Raw genomic sequence first — 17,046 nt, 5'->3', positions numbered from 1 at the left:
TTCAGCTTCCATCGCTATTGTGTGCTATAACGCCTATTGGCTTGAAAATACGACATTTGGATTTATAACGGATGTAATCGAGCTTATGGGGCACGGTTCACTTCTAAACCCATGGGAACGGAGGCAATAGCCTCTGATGGAACTGTTAAGAGCCCAAAATGCGCGTATAAGACAAGATAGCCTTAACGGCATCCGTTAGATAGCGGGAGTGATTCCGGATGGTTGACACTCGATCGGATATGTGATTAAATGTGTAACAATATTCAATCAACTCAATAACTCAACAAACCATGATGGATAAGGCAGTGCGCTTAAGCGCCCTGCAGTAGGATAGCCGAAGGAATGCTACAGAGAGCCGGTGGGTGGTGCGAACCGGTGCAGGTCAGCTGTCTGAATTACCGTATCCGGAGTTTGGAGAAGCGGCCCAGCTCGTGCTGGCGTCACTTGTCCCGGCATGTAACCATGTCGTTATACGAATGAGCGAAAGAAGCGTCGGAAGCTTCTTTAATTAGGGTGGTACCGCGAGAAGACAGTCTCTCGTCCCTTTACAGGGATGAAAGGCTGTCTTTTTTATTTCATCCGAATCAAATCATTCGATGGGAGTAGATGAACATGGAGAAGAACACAAGCATGCAATTATCGGTAGAACAGCAGCGTGAGGTAGAACGTCAGCTTAGCATCATCCGTAGAGGTGCGGCTGAGATCATTCCTGAGGATGCGCTGGCGAGCAAGATCGCTGCATCCGTCGTGAGCGGCAAGCCGCTGAAGGTGAAGCTCGGGCTAGACCCTTCCGCACCGGATATCCATATCGGTCACACCGTTGTGCTGCACAAGATGCGGCAGTTCCAAGATCTCGGCCATGAAGTACAGCTCATCATTGGCGACTTCACCGGAAAGATCGGTGATCCGACGGGCAAATCCGAGACGCGGAAGCAGTTGACGGAAGAGGATGTACGGCGGAATGCAGCAACCTACGAAGCGCAAATGTTCAAAATCCTCGACCCGCAGAAGACGAAGTTCTACTTCAACTCGGAATGGCTCGGAGCGATGAAGTTCGAGGATGTGCTGCAGCTAGCGGCGAAGCTGACGGTTGCTCGTATGCTGGAGCGGGACGATTTCGCCAAGCGCTACACGAACAACCTGCCGATCCATATTCACGAGTTCTTCTACCCATTGATGCAAGGCTATGATTCCGTATCGCTCGAGAGCGATATTGAGATCGGCGGTACCGATCAGACGTTCAACATCCTGATGGGACGGACGCTGCAGAGCGCATTTGGCTTCCAAGACAGCCAAGCTGCCATTCTGATGCCGCTGCTCGAAGGTCTTGATGGGGTTCAGAAAATGAGCAAAAGCCTCGGCAACTACATCGGCATCGACGAAGCGCCTAACGAAATGTTCGGCAAAACGATGTCGATCCCGGATGAGCTTATGCTGAAGTACTACGAGCTGAGCACGATGATTACGAACGAAGAGCTGGCCGCGCTCCGCGAAGGCCTGCAGGACGGAACCGTTCACCCGCGTGATGCAAAGGTGCAGCTGGCGAAGCAATACGTCAGCATGTACCACGGAGAAGAGGCGGCTGAGCAGGCGGAGCAGCACTTCATTACGGTATTCCAGAAAGGCGCAATGCCTGACGATATTGAGCCATTCCAAGTTAACGCAGAGCTGCTTGAGGACGGTGGCGTAATCGTGAGCAAGCTGCTCGTGGCGCTCGGATTCGCATCGTCCAGCAGCGAAGCGCGCCGCAGCCTTGTACAAGGAGCGGTTAAGCTGAACGGCGAGAAGCTGCTCGACCCGAACGAGCGCATTGCGATCAAGGACGGCGACATCATTCAAGCGGGCAAGCGCAAGTTCGCGCAGCTCGTTATTGCGTAATAAGCCACAGATAATAGAAGGAAAGCTGACGACGGGTTTGTCCGTTGTCAGCTTTTTTTTGTGTATGCCCGAATACGCAATAATCATTAGCTCACTTTCTGTATTGGAATGGTCCAATATGTATATTTCTTCCTGATTGATTATTGTTGGATGCTTCCTACTGCTCGTACGCTGTAAGTAGTGCTGTTATAGATCCGCGAGGGAGAGGGGAGGGCTTGTATCGCTGCAGGAAGAGGCGGTCATCCAATGTTTGTAACCGCTAACATCGAATAACTAAGGGCGAAGGAGAACTGTTGATATGAGTCGATTATTCAAAATGGTCTTATGCCTGCTGTTAATGTCCTATCTGGTGCCGGTATGGTCGGCGGAGCGAGCGCACGCTGACTCCGAGCTTATGCAGCCGGATTCCTCATCGGAATCGACATCGGCCGAAGATACTGCTGATACGGGGGACCTTTCAGGCACTGGAGCGTCCGACTTGGAGGAGAACGCCGACGACGCAGAGGCTGACGCTGAATCGGACCAAGTCATAGAGCAGTCGTCGATCTCGTCAGATGCACCAAGTGCACCGGAAGGGCTGCTGGTCTCTCCAGGGGATACGACTGCGAGCTTGATCTGGAATCGTACGGCAGGTGCGACTTCCTATACAGTGAAGCGAAGTGAGGCGAGCGGCGGTCCGTATACGACAGTTGCTGCTAACGTCGATGCGATTGGCTATCAGGATAGCGGGCTTCTGAACGACAAGACGTACTACTATACCGTATCGGCAGCGAACGGCACAGAAGAAGGTGCTTCGTCCGAGGAAGCGGCCGTTATGCCAACAGCGATGCTCATAGATGACGGCTTCGAAGGAGGGTTGTCAGCCGACGCCGTTGTGAATGGCACCTTGGCTGGTTACTCCGTGTCGACGACGGTTAACGAGACGTTCGCTCAGATCGTCAGCGCAAGCGCGCCGGACTGGGCGCCAGCCGCGGACAACCATGCAGCCTACTTGCAAGATGCCAACACTTCTAAAGGCATCAAAATGCAGAAGCTGTTCGCCACGCAAGAAAACAACGTAATCGTGGGCGAGCTGGATTTCCGCCAAGATACATCCATTAATGCGGTGCTGCAGAACAACACGAAGATTATGCGCTTGGTCGACAGCAAGGGCTCGAACGTAATTGCGGATATCGAGACGACGAACGGCGCCAACGGCCGAAATATATATCTGCGGGTCGGCTCGAACTATTATCCGATCGTTCCGGCAGCCGATTATTCGCCAGGTAAGTGGTACCATATCCGGGTTGAGGTCGATTTGTCCTATACGTTGAAGGGTGTGAACGTCACGATTACGGACGGCGACAGGACGTGGAGGCTGGATGGCCAGACGATGTTCCAGACGGGCACGGTCAATATTGGCGGTCTTGACGCTTCGACGTCAGACGGTAATCCGGGCTATATCCAGCTGGATAATGTGAAGGTTTACGAGCGCAAGACAGCACCAGCAGCATTCGGCACTTTGAACGCTTATGCCGGCAACGCGATGGTGAGCTTGAGCTGGGATCGTGTGCATGGGGCTGCGGGTTACACCGTAAGCAGGTCCAGCGACATCGGAGGTCCGTTCGCCCCAATTGCAGCAGGCATTCAGGCCTCAGACGGGACCACGGCCACGATCGATTATCTCGATGATAACGGTGGAGCCGGATTGGAGAACGATGCGACGTACTACTACCGGATCACAGCTAGCAATGCATACGGGGAAACGGCATCCTCCGTGATGTCGGCAACGCCATCGGACGGCATCAGTCCGCCTGCTGTACCAAGCGGATTTCATGCGGTCGCACGCGATAGTATGGTCACGCTGCAGTGGGATGCGGTGCCGGATGCTATTCGATATATTTTGAAGAGGAGCGCTTCAGCTGATGGTATCTACACGGAGCTGAGTCCGAACGACCCGATCACAGAGACCTCCTATCGCGATACCGGGTTAACTAATGAGACACCGTATTATTACAAAATCAGCTCATTCAGCACCGGAGGAGAGAGCGAAGAATCGGCGCCGCTGCTGGTCGCTCCGACGAGTGCGATGCCGCGTCCCGTTAACCTAACGGCAGTCGCTGGCAATGGCGAGGTGAAGTTGTCGTGGGGCGCTGTCGCCGCAGCCAACTCTTATAAGGTGAAGCGGAGCGCGATCAATGGCGGTCCGTATACGCTGCTCGACCAGACGGCTGGAACGAGCTACACCGATAAGTCGGCCGCAGTCGGCACGAAATATTACTATGTCGTGACCGCTGCAGGCACCAAGTCTGAGAGCATGATTTCCAACCAAGCACAGGCGACGCCTTACCAAGCGGCCGAAGGTGCGCCAAGTGTACCTGCAGGACTGTCCGCAGCCGCTGACGAGGGCAAGGTGAACCTTACCTGGCAGGCTGTTGCCGATGCTGATTCCTATACGGTGAAGAGGAAAGCGGTTGAAAGCGGCGATTATGGCATCGTTGCGCAAAATATTACGACGACCGCATACGAAGACACCACGGTGATAAACGGAACAACTTATGCTTATGTCGTCACAGCCGACAACGCCGATGTCTCCAGCCCAGACTCCGAAGAAGTGCTGGCGCTGCCAGCTGAGGTCATAACGGTAGATGCCTCGGGAGCGGGGGATTACACGACGATTCAGGCCGCAGTCGACTCCATTGGGGATAACAATGCCGTTCGCAAAGTCGTCTACATCCGAAACGGCACTTATCGCGAGAAGATCAAGGTCAATGCGCCATACGTAAGTTTTGTCGGCGAAAGCCGTGAAGGCACGGTGATCGTGTATGGCGATTATGCCGGTCCGAGCGGCAATGGCAAGCTTGCCGATGGCATGCAAATTCCGGGCATTAGCAGCACATTTGATACGCCGACGGTGGCGGTTACGGGCAGCTTCTTCACTGCGGCTAATCTGACAATCTCCAACGATGCGGGACCACGCGATACGGTGGGCACGGCAGTAGCGTTGTCCGTGAAGAGCGATCAGTCGAGCTTCGAGAATGTGACCCTATTGGGCTATCAAGATACGCTCTATAACGGCTCGGGACGGCAATACTTCCATAACAGCACCATTGCTGGCGACGTCGACTTCATCTTCGGCGAGGCGAAAGCAATCGTCATCGACGACAGCGACATTATTAGCCGCGAGCATCCGGACTCGACGGTTACGTCGGGGGGATATGTGACGGCTGCGGCGCAGACGAATGCGACCGACCCGGGCTATGTGTTCATGGACAGCCGGTTGACGAAGGACGCTTCCGCTACGGGCGCTCACTATCTCGGCCGTCCTTGGAAGAACAGTCCGAGCGTTCGATTCATTAACACGAAGATCGACGACCATATTACGGCGGCGGGTTGGAAATCGTGGAACGTCCAGCCTATGATTTATGGCGAGTATAACAGCTATGGCGCGGGCGCTAATGCTATCGGCAGAGATGTCTCCCTATCGACGCAGCTGACGGCGGAGGAGGCAAGCGAGCTGACGATTCCTGTGATCTTCGAGGGCTGGGACCCTACGCAGCATATCGCCATGCCGATGATCGTGGACAAGCCTTCGTTGTCGCGAACCAGCGTGATTTATGATAAAAATACAGCAAAGTCCGCCGATCTCGATGTTCAGTTGAATTCAGCTGGCGATACGCTTGAATCTGTAGCGAACGGTGCTTACACGCTGATCGCGTCAACCGACTATGCTGTCACAGGAAGCGGGCTCACAATCAAGCGCAACTATCTGGACTCGCTCGATTACGGTATCCATGATCTGCAATTGAGTTATTCCTCTGGAACCGTTCTGACGCTGCAAGTGAAAGTCATTAATACGTCGATGCTTGAGGCGCTTGGCCCGAACACGAACGGTTGGGCGACCTATGGCATTGGCATCAGCGGTGGCGAGAGCGCGAGCGAAGACCATATTTATGTCGTGTCAACCCGCAAGGAGCTCGTCGATGCGCTTGGCGGTGCGTCGGCGAAGACGAATGCGACGCCTAAGATCATTTTTATCAAAGGCGCCATTGATATTAACGTCGACGACAGCAACAATCCGCTTGGTTATGAGCAGTATCGTGATCCGGCTTATACGCTGGAGGCTTATCTGGAAGCATACGATCCTGCAGTGTGGGGTTGGGAGCAGCTGCCTAGCGGTACGCTGGAGACTGCGCGAAGAGCATCCCAATTGACGCAGGCTGCTCGGATGAAGCTCAGTGTCGGGTCGAACACGACGATTATCGGCCTCGGCTCGGATGCGAAGATCATCGGGGGCAACCTGAGCGTGGAGCTGGTTCAGAACATCATTATCCGCAATATTGAGTTCCAGAACGCCTACGACTACTTCCCGCAATGGGATCCGACGGATGGTTCGACGGGCAACTGGAATTCGCAGTACGACAACATTACGATCAAGACGGCGGAGAGAGTGTGGATCGACCATAACTCGTTCAACGACGAGACGGGCGACCGGTTCGCGGACGGCGCAGAGGGCACGTTGCTGGGCAAACACTATCAGCACCACGACGGGTTCGTCGATATTTCGAATAACGCTGATTTGGTAACCTTGTCGTACAACCATTTTGCAAAGCATGATAAAACGATGCTGATCGGCAGCAGCGACTCGGCGGCGGACAGCGGGGATCTTCGGACGACGATTCATCATAACTACTTCGAGGACATCGTCCAGCGTGTACCACGCGTTCGTTTCGGCCAAGTGCATATTTATAACAACTACTTCAACTCTTCCTCCGGCGCAGATAAGCTGTATTCGATCGGGGTAGGGGTTTATGCACAAATCTACTCTGAAGCGAACTACTTCGAGAATGTACGGGTGCCAGTTGCGTACTATGACGGCGCCGCGGCAGGAGCGATCGAAGATAAAGGCAGTGTATTCGTCAACAGCGGCAATCCAATCTTGAAGCCGGGCGTTATGTGGAACCCCTCCAATATGTACACGTACACGGCTGATCAAGCCGAGCAAGTGAAAGCTGTCGTGCTTGCGCAGGCTGGCGCGGAGGGCCGGACTTTGGCAGTACCGAGTAACGCCGCTCGAATCGGGCTCACAGCGACGGCATCGAGTACGGCTGTTCAATTGACTTGGGACAGCGTGCCGAATGCAACCCGCTATATCGTGAAGCGAAGCGAGACAAGCGGCGGGGATTATACGGTCATTAGCACGATGGATATTACCGATTCGCTTCAGCTCCAAGCCACTTATACCGACAAGCAGGTAACCTCGGGCACAACGTATTATTACGTTGTGACAGCAGCAGCAAGCACGGGGGAGTTCGTCAGCTGGAATGAGGCATCGGCAAAGGTTAGTACCAGCAGTGCGGGCGGCGGGGTATTCGTGCCAGGCGGTAGCAGTGGCTCGCAGCAGCAGGAGGGCAATCTGACGGTAGACAGCGCCACCGGTGCCCCAGTCATTACGCTTGAGCCGGGAACGGGAGCAAACGCGGCGATAATTAATTCGGACGACATGACGGCTGCGCTGTCGATGCTTGAGCAGGCAGGGGAGTCTGCGCCGCACGTGATTATCGTACGATCGGATGCGAGTTCGGGAGATTCGACCGTACAGCTCTCTACAGAAGCACTTGCTCAGTTGCAGAATAGTCAACCAGACCTGATCCTGTCCCTGCACTTGGGTAACGTCACGTATGATCTTCCAGTTCAAGCCTTGAAGCTGGACGCTATTGGCGCTGTGAAGGAAGGCTGGCATATCGCGATTCGAATGAAGAGCATTTCGAAAGACGAGCTAGCAGTCCTTCAGACAAGAATGGATGCTAAAGGCTTGAAGCCGATGGGAGATCCGATCGAGTTCATTGTTTCAATCGAACCGGATTCGGGCGATGAGTCCGCGGTCGTCATCGACAGTTACGGCACGGTCTATGCGGCTCGAACGATCGTACTTCCTGGAACGCTCGATCCGAAGGAGACGACCGTTCTTCAGTACAACCCTGCAACGGGCGCGTTCAGCTTCGTACCAGCCGTGTTCACTACGTCTGGAGATACAACGAGCGTCACGTTCCAGCGTCCAGGCAACAGTATCTATGTAGTGGCGCAGTTCGCGGGTACGTTCCATGACCTGGCTGGCCATTGGGCACGTAATGATGTAGAGCTGCTCGCTTCGAAGCTTGTGGTACAAGGAGATTCGGCAGGGCTGTTCCACCCGGATGCCAGCATTACGCGCGCTGAATTTACGGCTATGTTGGCGAGGGCACTGGGCCTCGATGCATCGAACAGTGAGCATACCGCATTCTCTGATGTTAGCTCTGATGACTGGTTCGCTGGTGCCATTCATGCAGCTGTTGAAGCAGGTCTTGTTGGTGGGTACCCTGACGGCACATTCCGTCCAAACGCTCGTATTACCCGAGCAGAGCTGGCCGTTATGATCGACAAAGCGATGAAGCTGGCAGGTGCGCAAGAGGAAGGAAGCAGCGATGATCTGGCACAGTTCGCGGATCATGCATCCATTCCGACATGGGCAGCGGATGCGATTGCCCATGCAGCCGATGCTGGCATCGTGCAAGGCATGCCGGATCAGACATTCCAATCTAACCAGCCTGCAAGCCGAGCGCAAGCAGCGGTTATGCTGAAGCGGATGCTTCAGGCGATCGGATTTATCAATAAATAACGAGTCATTAAGTTGAGGAGTAGACCGTCCGGCGCGCTGGATGGGTCTACTCCTTTTTGTGCACAATCATGGTTAACGATTCATTCGCTCTTCCTACACGCGGTTTTACTCCGACAGACGGAAGAACACGCTCACCACAGTTGACAAAATTAGTTGTTAGGCTTATAGTTGTCTAAGCAACTAAATTAGAGATCGGGTGATTGAACATGTCTGAGACAGTGGATAAATCGAACAAGACGAGCCAGCTGCCGATCGGCTTCGCGCTTGGGCTGACCTATCGGAAGGTATCGGGGCTGTTCCAGCATCGGCTGAGCCCTTATGGGATTACACCCGAGCAATGGTCGACGCTTAATCAGATTGATCGTGCGCAAGGATTGATTCAGAAGGAAATCGCGGAGCGCACGGGCAAGGATAAGCCGACGACGACGCGCATTCTGGACCATCTAGAGAAGAAAGGTCTCATCTACAAAAAACCGGGCGAACGCGATCGACGCTCCTTCCTCGTCTACAGCACGGAGCTCGGGAGATCGATCATTCGCGAGACGACGTCGATTGAGGATAGCGTGACCGAGGACGTCCGTCGCTGCTTGTCCGATCAAGAGTATGACTTGATGCTGGAGCTGCTGCAGCGCATACAGCAGACGGTTGGCAGCCTAGACGATTCGGGCCATCAGACAGACGAAGAGAACTAACATCATAAAGGGGGACGCACTTATGCAGCAAGAACAATCACCGGCTCCGTTATGGACACGGCCTTTTATCGCACTTACCGCTAGCTTTTTTCTACTATTCTTAAGTTTGCAAATGCTCATCTCCTCCTTCCCCGCGTATGTGAAGGAGGAATTTCATGTTGGCAACGTAGCGGCCAGCATGGTTACATCTGTATTCGCACTGTCAGCTATCGTTGCACGATTCGCAACGGCGGCGCTTATGCGCCGATTCACTCGGATGAAGCTGCTGCTTGCCGGGCTTATTATCGCCGGCATCACGACGGCATTGTACACAACGGTCGGCGATTTCTACAGCTTCTTGGGACTGCGGATCGGGTACGGCATCGGATTTGGTATGGCAAGTACGATCCTGCCGACGTTCGTCTCCAGCATTATTCCGATCAAACGAATGGGTGAGGGCATCGCATACTTCGGACTTTCTACGAGCCTTGCGATGTCGATTGGGCCATCGATCGGACTTAACGTGATGGACCAGGCAGGCTTCGGTCCGCTGACGATGGTTGGACTAGCTTCTGTCGTGCTTATTTTCCCGGTGCTGTTGATTTCGCGCTCTAAGCGTTCGCCATTGGAAGCTGAAGCGCAGGCGCCTAAAGCGAATGCGTCGGGCAAACCAGCTAAGGTTGGTGTAAGCCGAAACTTAGTATTCCCTGTTATTCTTAACGCGATGCTGTCCATTACGTATAGTGGATTGCTTAGCTTCCTGGTACTGTTCGGCAAAACGGTACATATTGAGCAGGTCGGTCTGTTCTTCCTGTTCAATGCCGTTACGATTATTCTCATCCGTCCGATCTCAGGCCGTATCTTTGACCGCAGGGGTCACCGGGCTGTACTGATTCCAGCTGGCGTACTCGTCGCGATCAGTATGGTGATGCTGTCGAACGCGCAAAGCATGCCGATGCTGATCGTATCGGCGCTGATCTATGGACTCGGCTTCGGAGCCATTCAGCCAACGATTCAAGCTTGGATGATTCGATCCTCTAAGCCAGAGCAGTACGGGATGGCCAACAGTATGTACTACAATTCGACCGACTTCGGTATCGCGATTGGTTCGATCCTGCTTGGCGTTGTATCCTCGGCAACGAGCTATTCGACGATGTACATGTACTCGGCTGGTGTTATGGGGCTGTTCGCAGTGCTGGTCATATTGCAGGCTGTATTTGCTATTCGGAAGAGCAAGTCGGAAGCAGCAGAAGCGCTTCCTCTATAATGGATGGGTCAGGAGAGCACCTCAATCGAGGTGCTCTTTGTCGATGAAGGCAGCAGTCGCGGTCCCTGCAAACTGTCATCGCTTGACATTTCCGTTGGCGTGGTATACATTTGTATACATCAACATTAACGTATACAAACGTATACGATAACTTTGTGAGGAGGATGTGGAGATGCGAGAAGGCAAACACGGAGGACATCGGGGGCATCATGGTCATAGAGGGCATGGGCACAGACATGAGGAAGGGCATGAGCACGGCGGGCATGGCAAGCATCGGTTCCATAGTGCGCAGACGTTCCGCAGAGGCAGAGCGCTAGCCTTCCTAGAAACACTGAGCCTGAAACGCGCCACGCTGCTCCAGCAGTTGAATCAGCCCGAATACGAAGCGATCAAGCCCGTTATTAGCGGGGAGCTCAAGGCGACGGATGCGATCATTCAACAATTCATCCATGCTTTCGAGCTGCGCGAGATGCCGCCGCAAGAAGACAAAGAACCGAATGAACATATCGATAAACCAACAGACGAAGATGGAGAGGAAGTTACCGATGACCGTAATGGACCTAATTAAAAGCCGCCGCACGATCAAAATGTTCAAGCCAGACCCCATTGCCGAAGGCGACCTGCTCGCTTGGCTCGAAGCAGCCAGCTATGCACCGAACCACCGGCTGAACGAGCCGTGGGAGATTCGGATGGTTGGGCCTGAGACGCGCGCTAGACTGCGGCACAAAACAGATTTTGGCGGCGCACCTGTCGTGCTGGCCATTGTGTCGAGACCAGCAGCAACGCCATTCGAACGTGACGAGAATGTAATGGCTGTCTCCTGCTTCTCTCAAAACCTGCTGCTTGCCGCCCACGAAGCTGGCGCCGGCGTATACTGGGCATCGCTTGGTGCACTGCCGCATAACCGCGATATCCTCGGCGTGCCGCAGGATTATGACGTAATCGGCGTGTTCGGCATCGGCTATCCGGCGGAAGTGCCTGCTGCAAGACCAAGAACACCGATCGATACGCGAATCACTTATTTGGACTAGTACATGAAGAAGGAGCCGAGACTGATGTCGGAGCTAATGCAATCTATTACACGCAAATGGTTAGACTTGTCCTATGGAACGGAGTCTATGAGTCAGAAGCTGGACATCTATCTTCCTGAGAGCGGCGGCGGCCCGTTCCCAATCATTATTCATATTCATGGCGGGGCGTTCATGTTCGGCGATAAGGCGGATGATCAGCTCCGGCCGATGCTGGCAGGGCTCGCTCGACAATATGCGATCGTATCGATCAATTATCGGTTGAGCGGCGAGGCGTTGTTCCCGGCACAAATCTATGATGTGAAAGCGGCGATTCGCTGGGTGAAAGCAAACGCAGCAGCGTACGGCCTTGATGCAAGCCGCATCGCCTTATGGGGCGGTTCTGCTGGCGGCCATCTATCCGCGCTTGCGGGTACATCGGCGCATGCGGAAGAGCTGGACGACCCGAACAGGGAGAACGCATCGATCTCATGCGAGGTGCAGGCCGTCGTCGATTGGTTCGGTCCAACGAACTTCCTGACGATGGATGAGCTGTTCGTCCACAGCGCCGTGGCGCCGCATCAGGTGCATCATGCGGCAGATTCGCCGGAGTCGCGTCTGCTTGGCAGCGCGATCGCGGAAGTGCCCGAGCAGGTGCAGGCAGCGAATCCGGAGACGTATATCTCCGAGCGTACGCCTCCGTTCTTGATTCAACACGGAACGCATGATCCGCTCATTCCGACGATGCAGTCGGTCATCTTCGCAGAGAAGCTTCAGGCTGTAATCGGCGGCGACAAGGTGAGCTTGGAGCTGCTGGAGGGCGCTGGCCATGGCAGCGAGGCATTCGAGACGCCGGCCAATGTCAATCGCGTGCTGGACTTTATGGATAAGTACCTTAGAACCGAATAAGTGATGCGGACGAGTGAGGCTGTTCCCCGAATGAATGGGGAACGGCCTCTTTTTTCATAAACCCAATAAACGCGAAAAAGCCGCCCAACGATCGAATCAATCGATCGCCAGACGGCTGGATAATGACTTAGTAGTTGCGGATGAGGTAATCGAATGCACCAAGCGATGCCGTAGCACCCGAACCCATCGAGATGATGATTTGCTTGTATGCACTGTTCGTGCAATCGCCTGCAGCGAATACACCAGGGAGTGTCGTCGCGCCTTGACGGTCAACAACGATCTCGCCCATGCGGTTACGCTCGACGGTTTCAGCGAGCCAATCCGTATTCGGTACAAGACCGATCAGGACGAACACGCCTTGCAGCTCGATGTGCTGCTCAGCACCGGTGTCGCGTTCAACGTAGGTAATGCCGTTTACTTTGTCCGTACCCGTAATTTCCTTCGTTTGAACGTTCTTCAGTACCGTCACGTTAGGCAGACTGTACAAGCGCTGCTGCAATACAGAATCGGCTTTGAGCTCTGGCATGAACTCAAGAACTGTAACGTGGCTTACGATACCAGCGAGGTCAATCGCGGCTTCGATACCGGAGTTGCCGCCGCCAATAACGGCTACGTGCTTGCCTGCAAACAGCGGACCGTCGCAGTGCGGGCAGTAGGCTACGCCTTTGTTCTTGAACTCTTGCTCACCTGGAACGCCAACATTACGCCAGCGTGCACCAGTCGAGACGATGACTGTCTTACTCTTCAGCACAGCACCGTTCTCAAGCTCCAGCTCAATCAGGTCTTTCTTCTCCAGACGTTTCGCGCGCTGAAGGTTCATAATATCAATGCCGTATTCCTTCGCATGCTCTTCGAGGCTTGCTGCGAGCTTCGGACCTTCCGTGTATTTCACACTGATAAAGTTCTCGATGCCGAGCGTATCCATGACTTGACCGCCGAAGCGCTCTGCCACGATACCTGTGCGAATGCCTTTGCGAGCTGCGTAGATAGCTGCACTTGCGCCAGCAGGACCGCCGCCAACAACGAGCACATCGAATGGCTCTTTATCGGAGAGCTCCGATGCATCGGGGCCAGTACCAAGCTTCGCAAGGATTTCCTCAAGCGACATGCGGCCGCTGCCGAACGATTCGCCGTTCAGGTAAACCGTTGGTACAGCGAGAATGTCTTTGCTTTCAACTTCTTCCTTGAAGGCTGCGCCATCAATCATCGTATGCGAAATGCCAGGGTTGAGGACGCTCATGACGTTCAGCGCCTGCACGACATCCGGGCAGTTGTGGCAGCTTAGACTGATGTAGGATTCGAAACGATATTCACCCTTGATCGCTCGGATCTGGTCAATAACGTTCTGTTCGACCTTCGGCGCTCTGCCGCTCACTTGCAGCAGGGCGAGTACAAGGGAAGTAAATTCATGTCCCAGAGGGACGCCGGCGAACGTAACACCAGTATCTTCGCCAACACGGTTGACGCTAAAGCTTGGCGTTCTCTCCAGCTGTGCCTGCTGAACGGTAATGCGGGAAGACATGCTGGCGAGTTCATTGACCAATGCCAGCATCTCTTCAGATATACTATCCGACCCCGCATTAACCTTCAGCACGACGTCGCTTTCTAAGAGCTGCAGATACTGATTTAACTGTGCTTTGATTTCGGAGTCGAGTGCCATAGTTAATCGCTCCTTAGATCTTGCCTACGAGATCGAGGCTAGGCTTCAGCGTCGCAGCGCCTTCTTGCCATTTAGCAGGGCATACTTCGCCTGGATTGTTGCGAACGTATTGAGCTGCTTTGATTTTGCTTACGAGGATGCTTGCGTCACGGCCGATGCCGCCAGCGCTGATCTCAACCGATTGGATCACGCCGTCTGGATCGATGATGAACGTACCGCGGTCAGCCAGACCGTCTTCTTCGATCAGAACGTCGAAGTTGCGGGAGATCGTGTGCGTAGGGTCGCCGATCATTGCGTACGTGATTTTGCCGATCGTTGCCGAGCTGTCATGCCAAGCTTTGTGCGTGAAGTGCGTATCCGTCGATACGGAGTATACTTCAGTGCCGAGTGCTTTCAGCGTTTCGTATTGGTTTTGCAGGTCTTCGAGCTCCGTAGGGCATACGAACGTGAAGTCCGCTGGGTAGAAGCATACTACGCTCCATTGACCTTTGAAGTTAGCTTCCGTCAGGTCGATGAATTGACCGTTTTTATAAGCTGTTGCTTTGAATGGGAGTACCTCTTTACCGATAAGAGACATTGTTCATTACCTCCAAATATATATAGTGTTGCCTGGCATACTGTGCGGATGACCGGTAGCTTGCTGGGCGATAATTATTGTCTGTTTATAATAATTCTAATCTAGGCAATTGTCAAGAAAACTGACGTTGTTTTTTCAATCGGATCTGGACTCAATCTGGCACTCGACAAAGTCCCACAGGATACTGTGTTCCAAGAACAGTCAAATCATTCACTATAGACGTATGTAATCGCGCCAACTGGGCGTAGACAAGGTTCATTTTACCATAAATATAGACGCTGCACTATGCGCAAGGGAGAACGATTCTCACTATTCACACAACTATAACAAATAGGAGAGGGCAGGACGAAATCCGACAGGATGCGCTATGATAGAGGGACAAGTGACAGCAGTATTCAAATTCTAGGTCGAGAACCAAGGAGAGTCGCATGAAACCGATTACGATAGGCATGTTCGCGCACGTCGATGCAGGGAAGACGACGCTGGCCGAGCAGCTGCTTTACCATACGCACAGCATTCGAGAACGGGGCCGGGTCGATCATAAGGATGCGTACCTCGACAGCCATGAGATTGAGCGGGCGAGGGGCATTACGGTGTTCGCCGATCAGGCAGTCATGTCCTATAAAGATACAACCTATTATTTGATCGATACGCCGGGCCACGTCGATTTCTCGCCGGAGATGGAGCGGGCTATCCGGGTGATGGATTACGCCGTTCTTGTCGTGAGCGCGGTGGAAGGGGTGCAGGGACATACGGAGACGGTGTGGCAGCTGCTGCATAAGCATCGTATTCCGACGTTCTTCTTCCTCAATAAAATCGATCGCGTCGGCGCCGATGCCGATCGTGTCATGGATGAGATTCGGATGCATCTGACGGCGGATGTGTGCAGCTTGACCGGCAGCTTCGCTAATGGTGAGGTTGGAGAAGCGCTGCGAGAGAGTATGGCGGAGCGGGACGAGCAGGTATTGGACGCATTCCTGTCTGGTTCAGGGGATCAGTCGTATTGGCTGCAGACGCTGCGGGAGATGGTTGCGAGCAGTGCAATTTATCCTTGTGCGAGTGGCTCAGCACTGCAGGATGAGGGCGTTGTGGAGTTTCTGGACCAGCTTCACCTGCTGACCGCAGTGAACTACGATGATCAGGCCAAGTTCGGGGGACGCGTCTACAAAATCCGTTACGATCAGAATGGCGTTCGCCTGACGTATATGAAGGCGCTCGGCGGAACGCTGCGGGTTCGTGATGAGCTGACGTACCGCATTACTGGAAGTGAAGGCGATGAGCAGTTAACCGAGAAGGTCACTCGGCTGCTCATCGTGAACGGAACCCGATCACAGCCAGTTGATCAGGTGTCTGCAGGTGATTTGTTCGCAGTCATCGGGCTGTCTGCTGCAGAGACAGGGCAAGGCGTTGGAACCTGTACGGACAAGCTTGATTACGAGCTGGTGCCTACATTGACGTCGAAGGTGGAATACGCAGAGTCGCTGAACGTGAAGGATGTGCTTCGCGCTTTCCGGATGCTCGACGCAGAGGACCCATCCTTGAATGTCATCTGGGAGGAAACGCTGCAGGAGATCCACATCCATGTAATGGGTGTCATTCAGCTTGAAGTACTTCAGCAGATCATGAAGGATCGGTTCCAGATAGCGGTTACGTTCGGCAGTCCTGAGATTCTATATAAAGAAACGATTGCAAACACGGTGCGAGGTTACGGACACTTCGAACCTTTGAGACATTATGCCGAGGTGCATCTGCTGCTTGAGCCTGCCGAACGAGGTAGCGGCCTTGCGTTCGAGAGCGTATGTCATCCGAATGAGCTGAGCATCGGCAGTCAAAATGTGATCCGCACACATCTGTTCGAGCGCGAGCATCACGGTCTGCTGACAGGCATGGCAGTGACGGATATGAAGGTGACGCTGCTGAAGGGCGCCGATCATAACGAACACACGCACGGCGGCGACTTCCGCGAGGCGACGTTCCGCGCGCTGCGGCAGGGGCTGGAGAAAGCGGACAATGTGCTGCTGGAGCCCTATTATTTGTTCAAAATTAAAGTCGAAATCGACGATTTAGGCAAGGTGCTGTCAGACGTTCAACGGGCAAGCGGCCGATTCGATGCGCCGCAGACGACGGCGACGCATGCGATCGTCACAGGAAGTGCGCCTGTCGCGACCTTCATGCACTACAGCACGGAGCTTGCCGCGAATACGCATGGCAGAGGCACGATTCATCTCTCGTTCGGCGGCTATGACCGCTGCCATAATGAGCAGGAGATCATCGAACGGAAGGGATATCGGAAAGACGCGGACCTACTGTACACGTCTTCCTCGATCTTTTGCGCGAAGGGGCATGGGTATATCGTGCCTTGGGATGAGGCAGAGGCGAAGATGCATCTTCTATAGAGGAAAGTGCTGTACGGATGATGAATTCCATTGGGAGATAGGCA

The 17,046-nt window shown here is 53.9% G+C and carries 10 protein-coding genes; 8 read left to right on the top strand and 2 right to left on the bottom strand.

The features are described from left to right. Positions 1-612: 612 nt before the first annotated feature. The 7 genes from tyrS (at position 613) to DFQ01_RS01830 (ending at position 12,369) form a co-directional block, all read left to right on the top strand. Positions 613-1,878 (top strand): tyrosine--tRNA ligase, encoded by a 1,266-nt coding sequence (gene tyrS / locus DFQ01_RS01860; RefSeq protein WP_110042170.1) that lies wholly within the window; start codon positions 613-615, stop codon positions 1,876-1,878. Between the two features lie 298 nt (positions 1,879-2,176). Beyond that, the gene (locus tag DFQ01_RS01855) at positions 2,177-8,515 is read left to right on the top strand and encodes a pectinesterase family protein (RefSeq protein ID WP_110042169.1); all 6,339 of its coding nucleotides are present in this window, start codon (positions 2,177-2,179) and stop codon (positions 8,513-8,515) included. A gap of 206 nt (positions 8,516-8,721) precedes the next feature. Next, positions 8,722-9,207, top strand: a complete 486-nt coding sequence (locus DFQ01_RS01850) for a MarR family winged helix-turn-helix transcriptional regulator (protein ID WP_110042168.1) — start codon at positions 8,722-8,724, stop codon at positions 9,205-9,207. Positions 9,208-9,229: 22 nt separating this feature from the next. Then, positions 9,230-10,453, top strand: coding sequence for an MFS transporter (locus DFQ01_RS01845; protein ID WP_110042167.1), 1,224 nt, complete (start codon positions 9,230-9,232; stop codon positions 10,451-10,453). A gap of 172 nt (positions 10,454-10,625) precedes the next feature. Beyond that, positions 10,626-11,021 (top strand): hypothetical protein, encoded by a 396-nt coding sequence (locus DFQ01_RS01840; protein ID WP_110042166.1) that lies wholly within the window; start codon positions 10,626-10,628, stop codon positions 11,019-11,021. Further along, on the top strand, positions 10,999-11,484 hold the full coding sequence (locus DFQ01_RS01835; protein ID WP_110042165.1) for a nitroreductase family protein: 486 nt from the start codon (positions 10,999-11,001) through the stop codon (positions 11,482-11,484). Before DFQ01_RS01840 ends, DFQ01_RS01835 begins: the two co-directional genes overlap by 23 nt. A gap of 24 nt (positions 11,485-11,508) precedes the next feature. Continuing rightward, positions 11,509-12,369: an alpha/beta hydrolase gene (locus tag DFQ01_RS01830; RefSeq protein ID WP_110042164.1), complete on the top strand. Its 861-nt coding sequence runs from the start codon at positions 11,509-11,511 to the stop codon at positions 12,367-12,369. A gap of 127 nt (positions 12,370-12,496) precedes the next feature. Here DFQ01_RS01830 and ahpF read toward each other — a convergent pair whose 3' ends face one another. Both ahpF and ahpC read right to left on the bottom strand, forming a co-directional pair. Continuing rightward, complete coding sequence (gene ahpF / locus DFQ01_RS01825; protein WP_110042163.1) at positions 12,497-14,029, bottom strand: alkyl hydroperoxide reductase subunit F; 1,533 nt, start codon at positions 14,027-14,029, stop codon at positions 12,497-12,499. Between the two features lie 13 nt (positions 14,030-14,042). Then, on the bottom strand, positions 14,043-14,606 hold the full coding sequence (gene ahpC / locus DFQ01_RS01820; RefSeq protein ID WP_110042162.1) for an alkyl hydroperoxide reductase subunit C: 564 nt from the start codon (positions 14,604-14,606) through the stop codon (positions 14,043-14,045). A 428-nt stretch (positions 14,607-15,034) separates the two neighbouring features. Between ahpC and DFQ01_RS01815 the strand changes: the two genes are divergently transcribed. Next, complete coding sequence (locus tag DFQ01_RS01815; RefSeq protein ID WP_110042161.1) at positions 15,035-17,002, top strand: GTP-binding protein; 1,968 nt, start codon at positions 15,035-15,037, stop codon at positions 17,000-17,002. Positions 17,003-17,046: the final 44 nt, after the last annotated feature.

This window comes from Paenibacillus cellulosilyticus, assembly GCF_003182255.1.
Taxonomy (GTDB): Bacteria; Bacillota; Bacilli; order Paenibacillales; family Paenibacillaceae; genus Paenibacillus_T; species Paenibacillus_T cellulosilyticus.
This window is presented reverse-complemented; position numbering and strand designations above follow the sequence as displayed.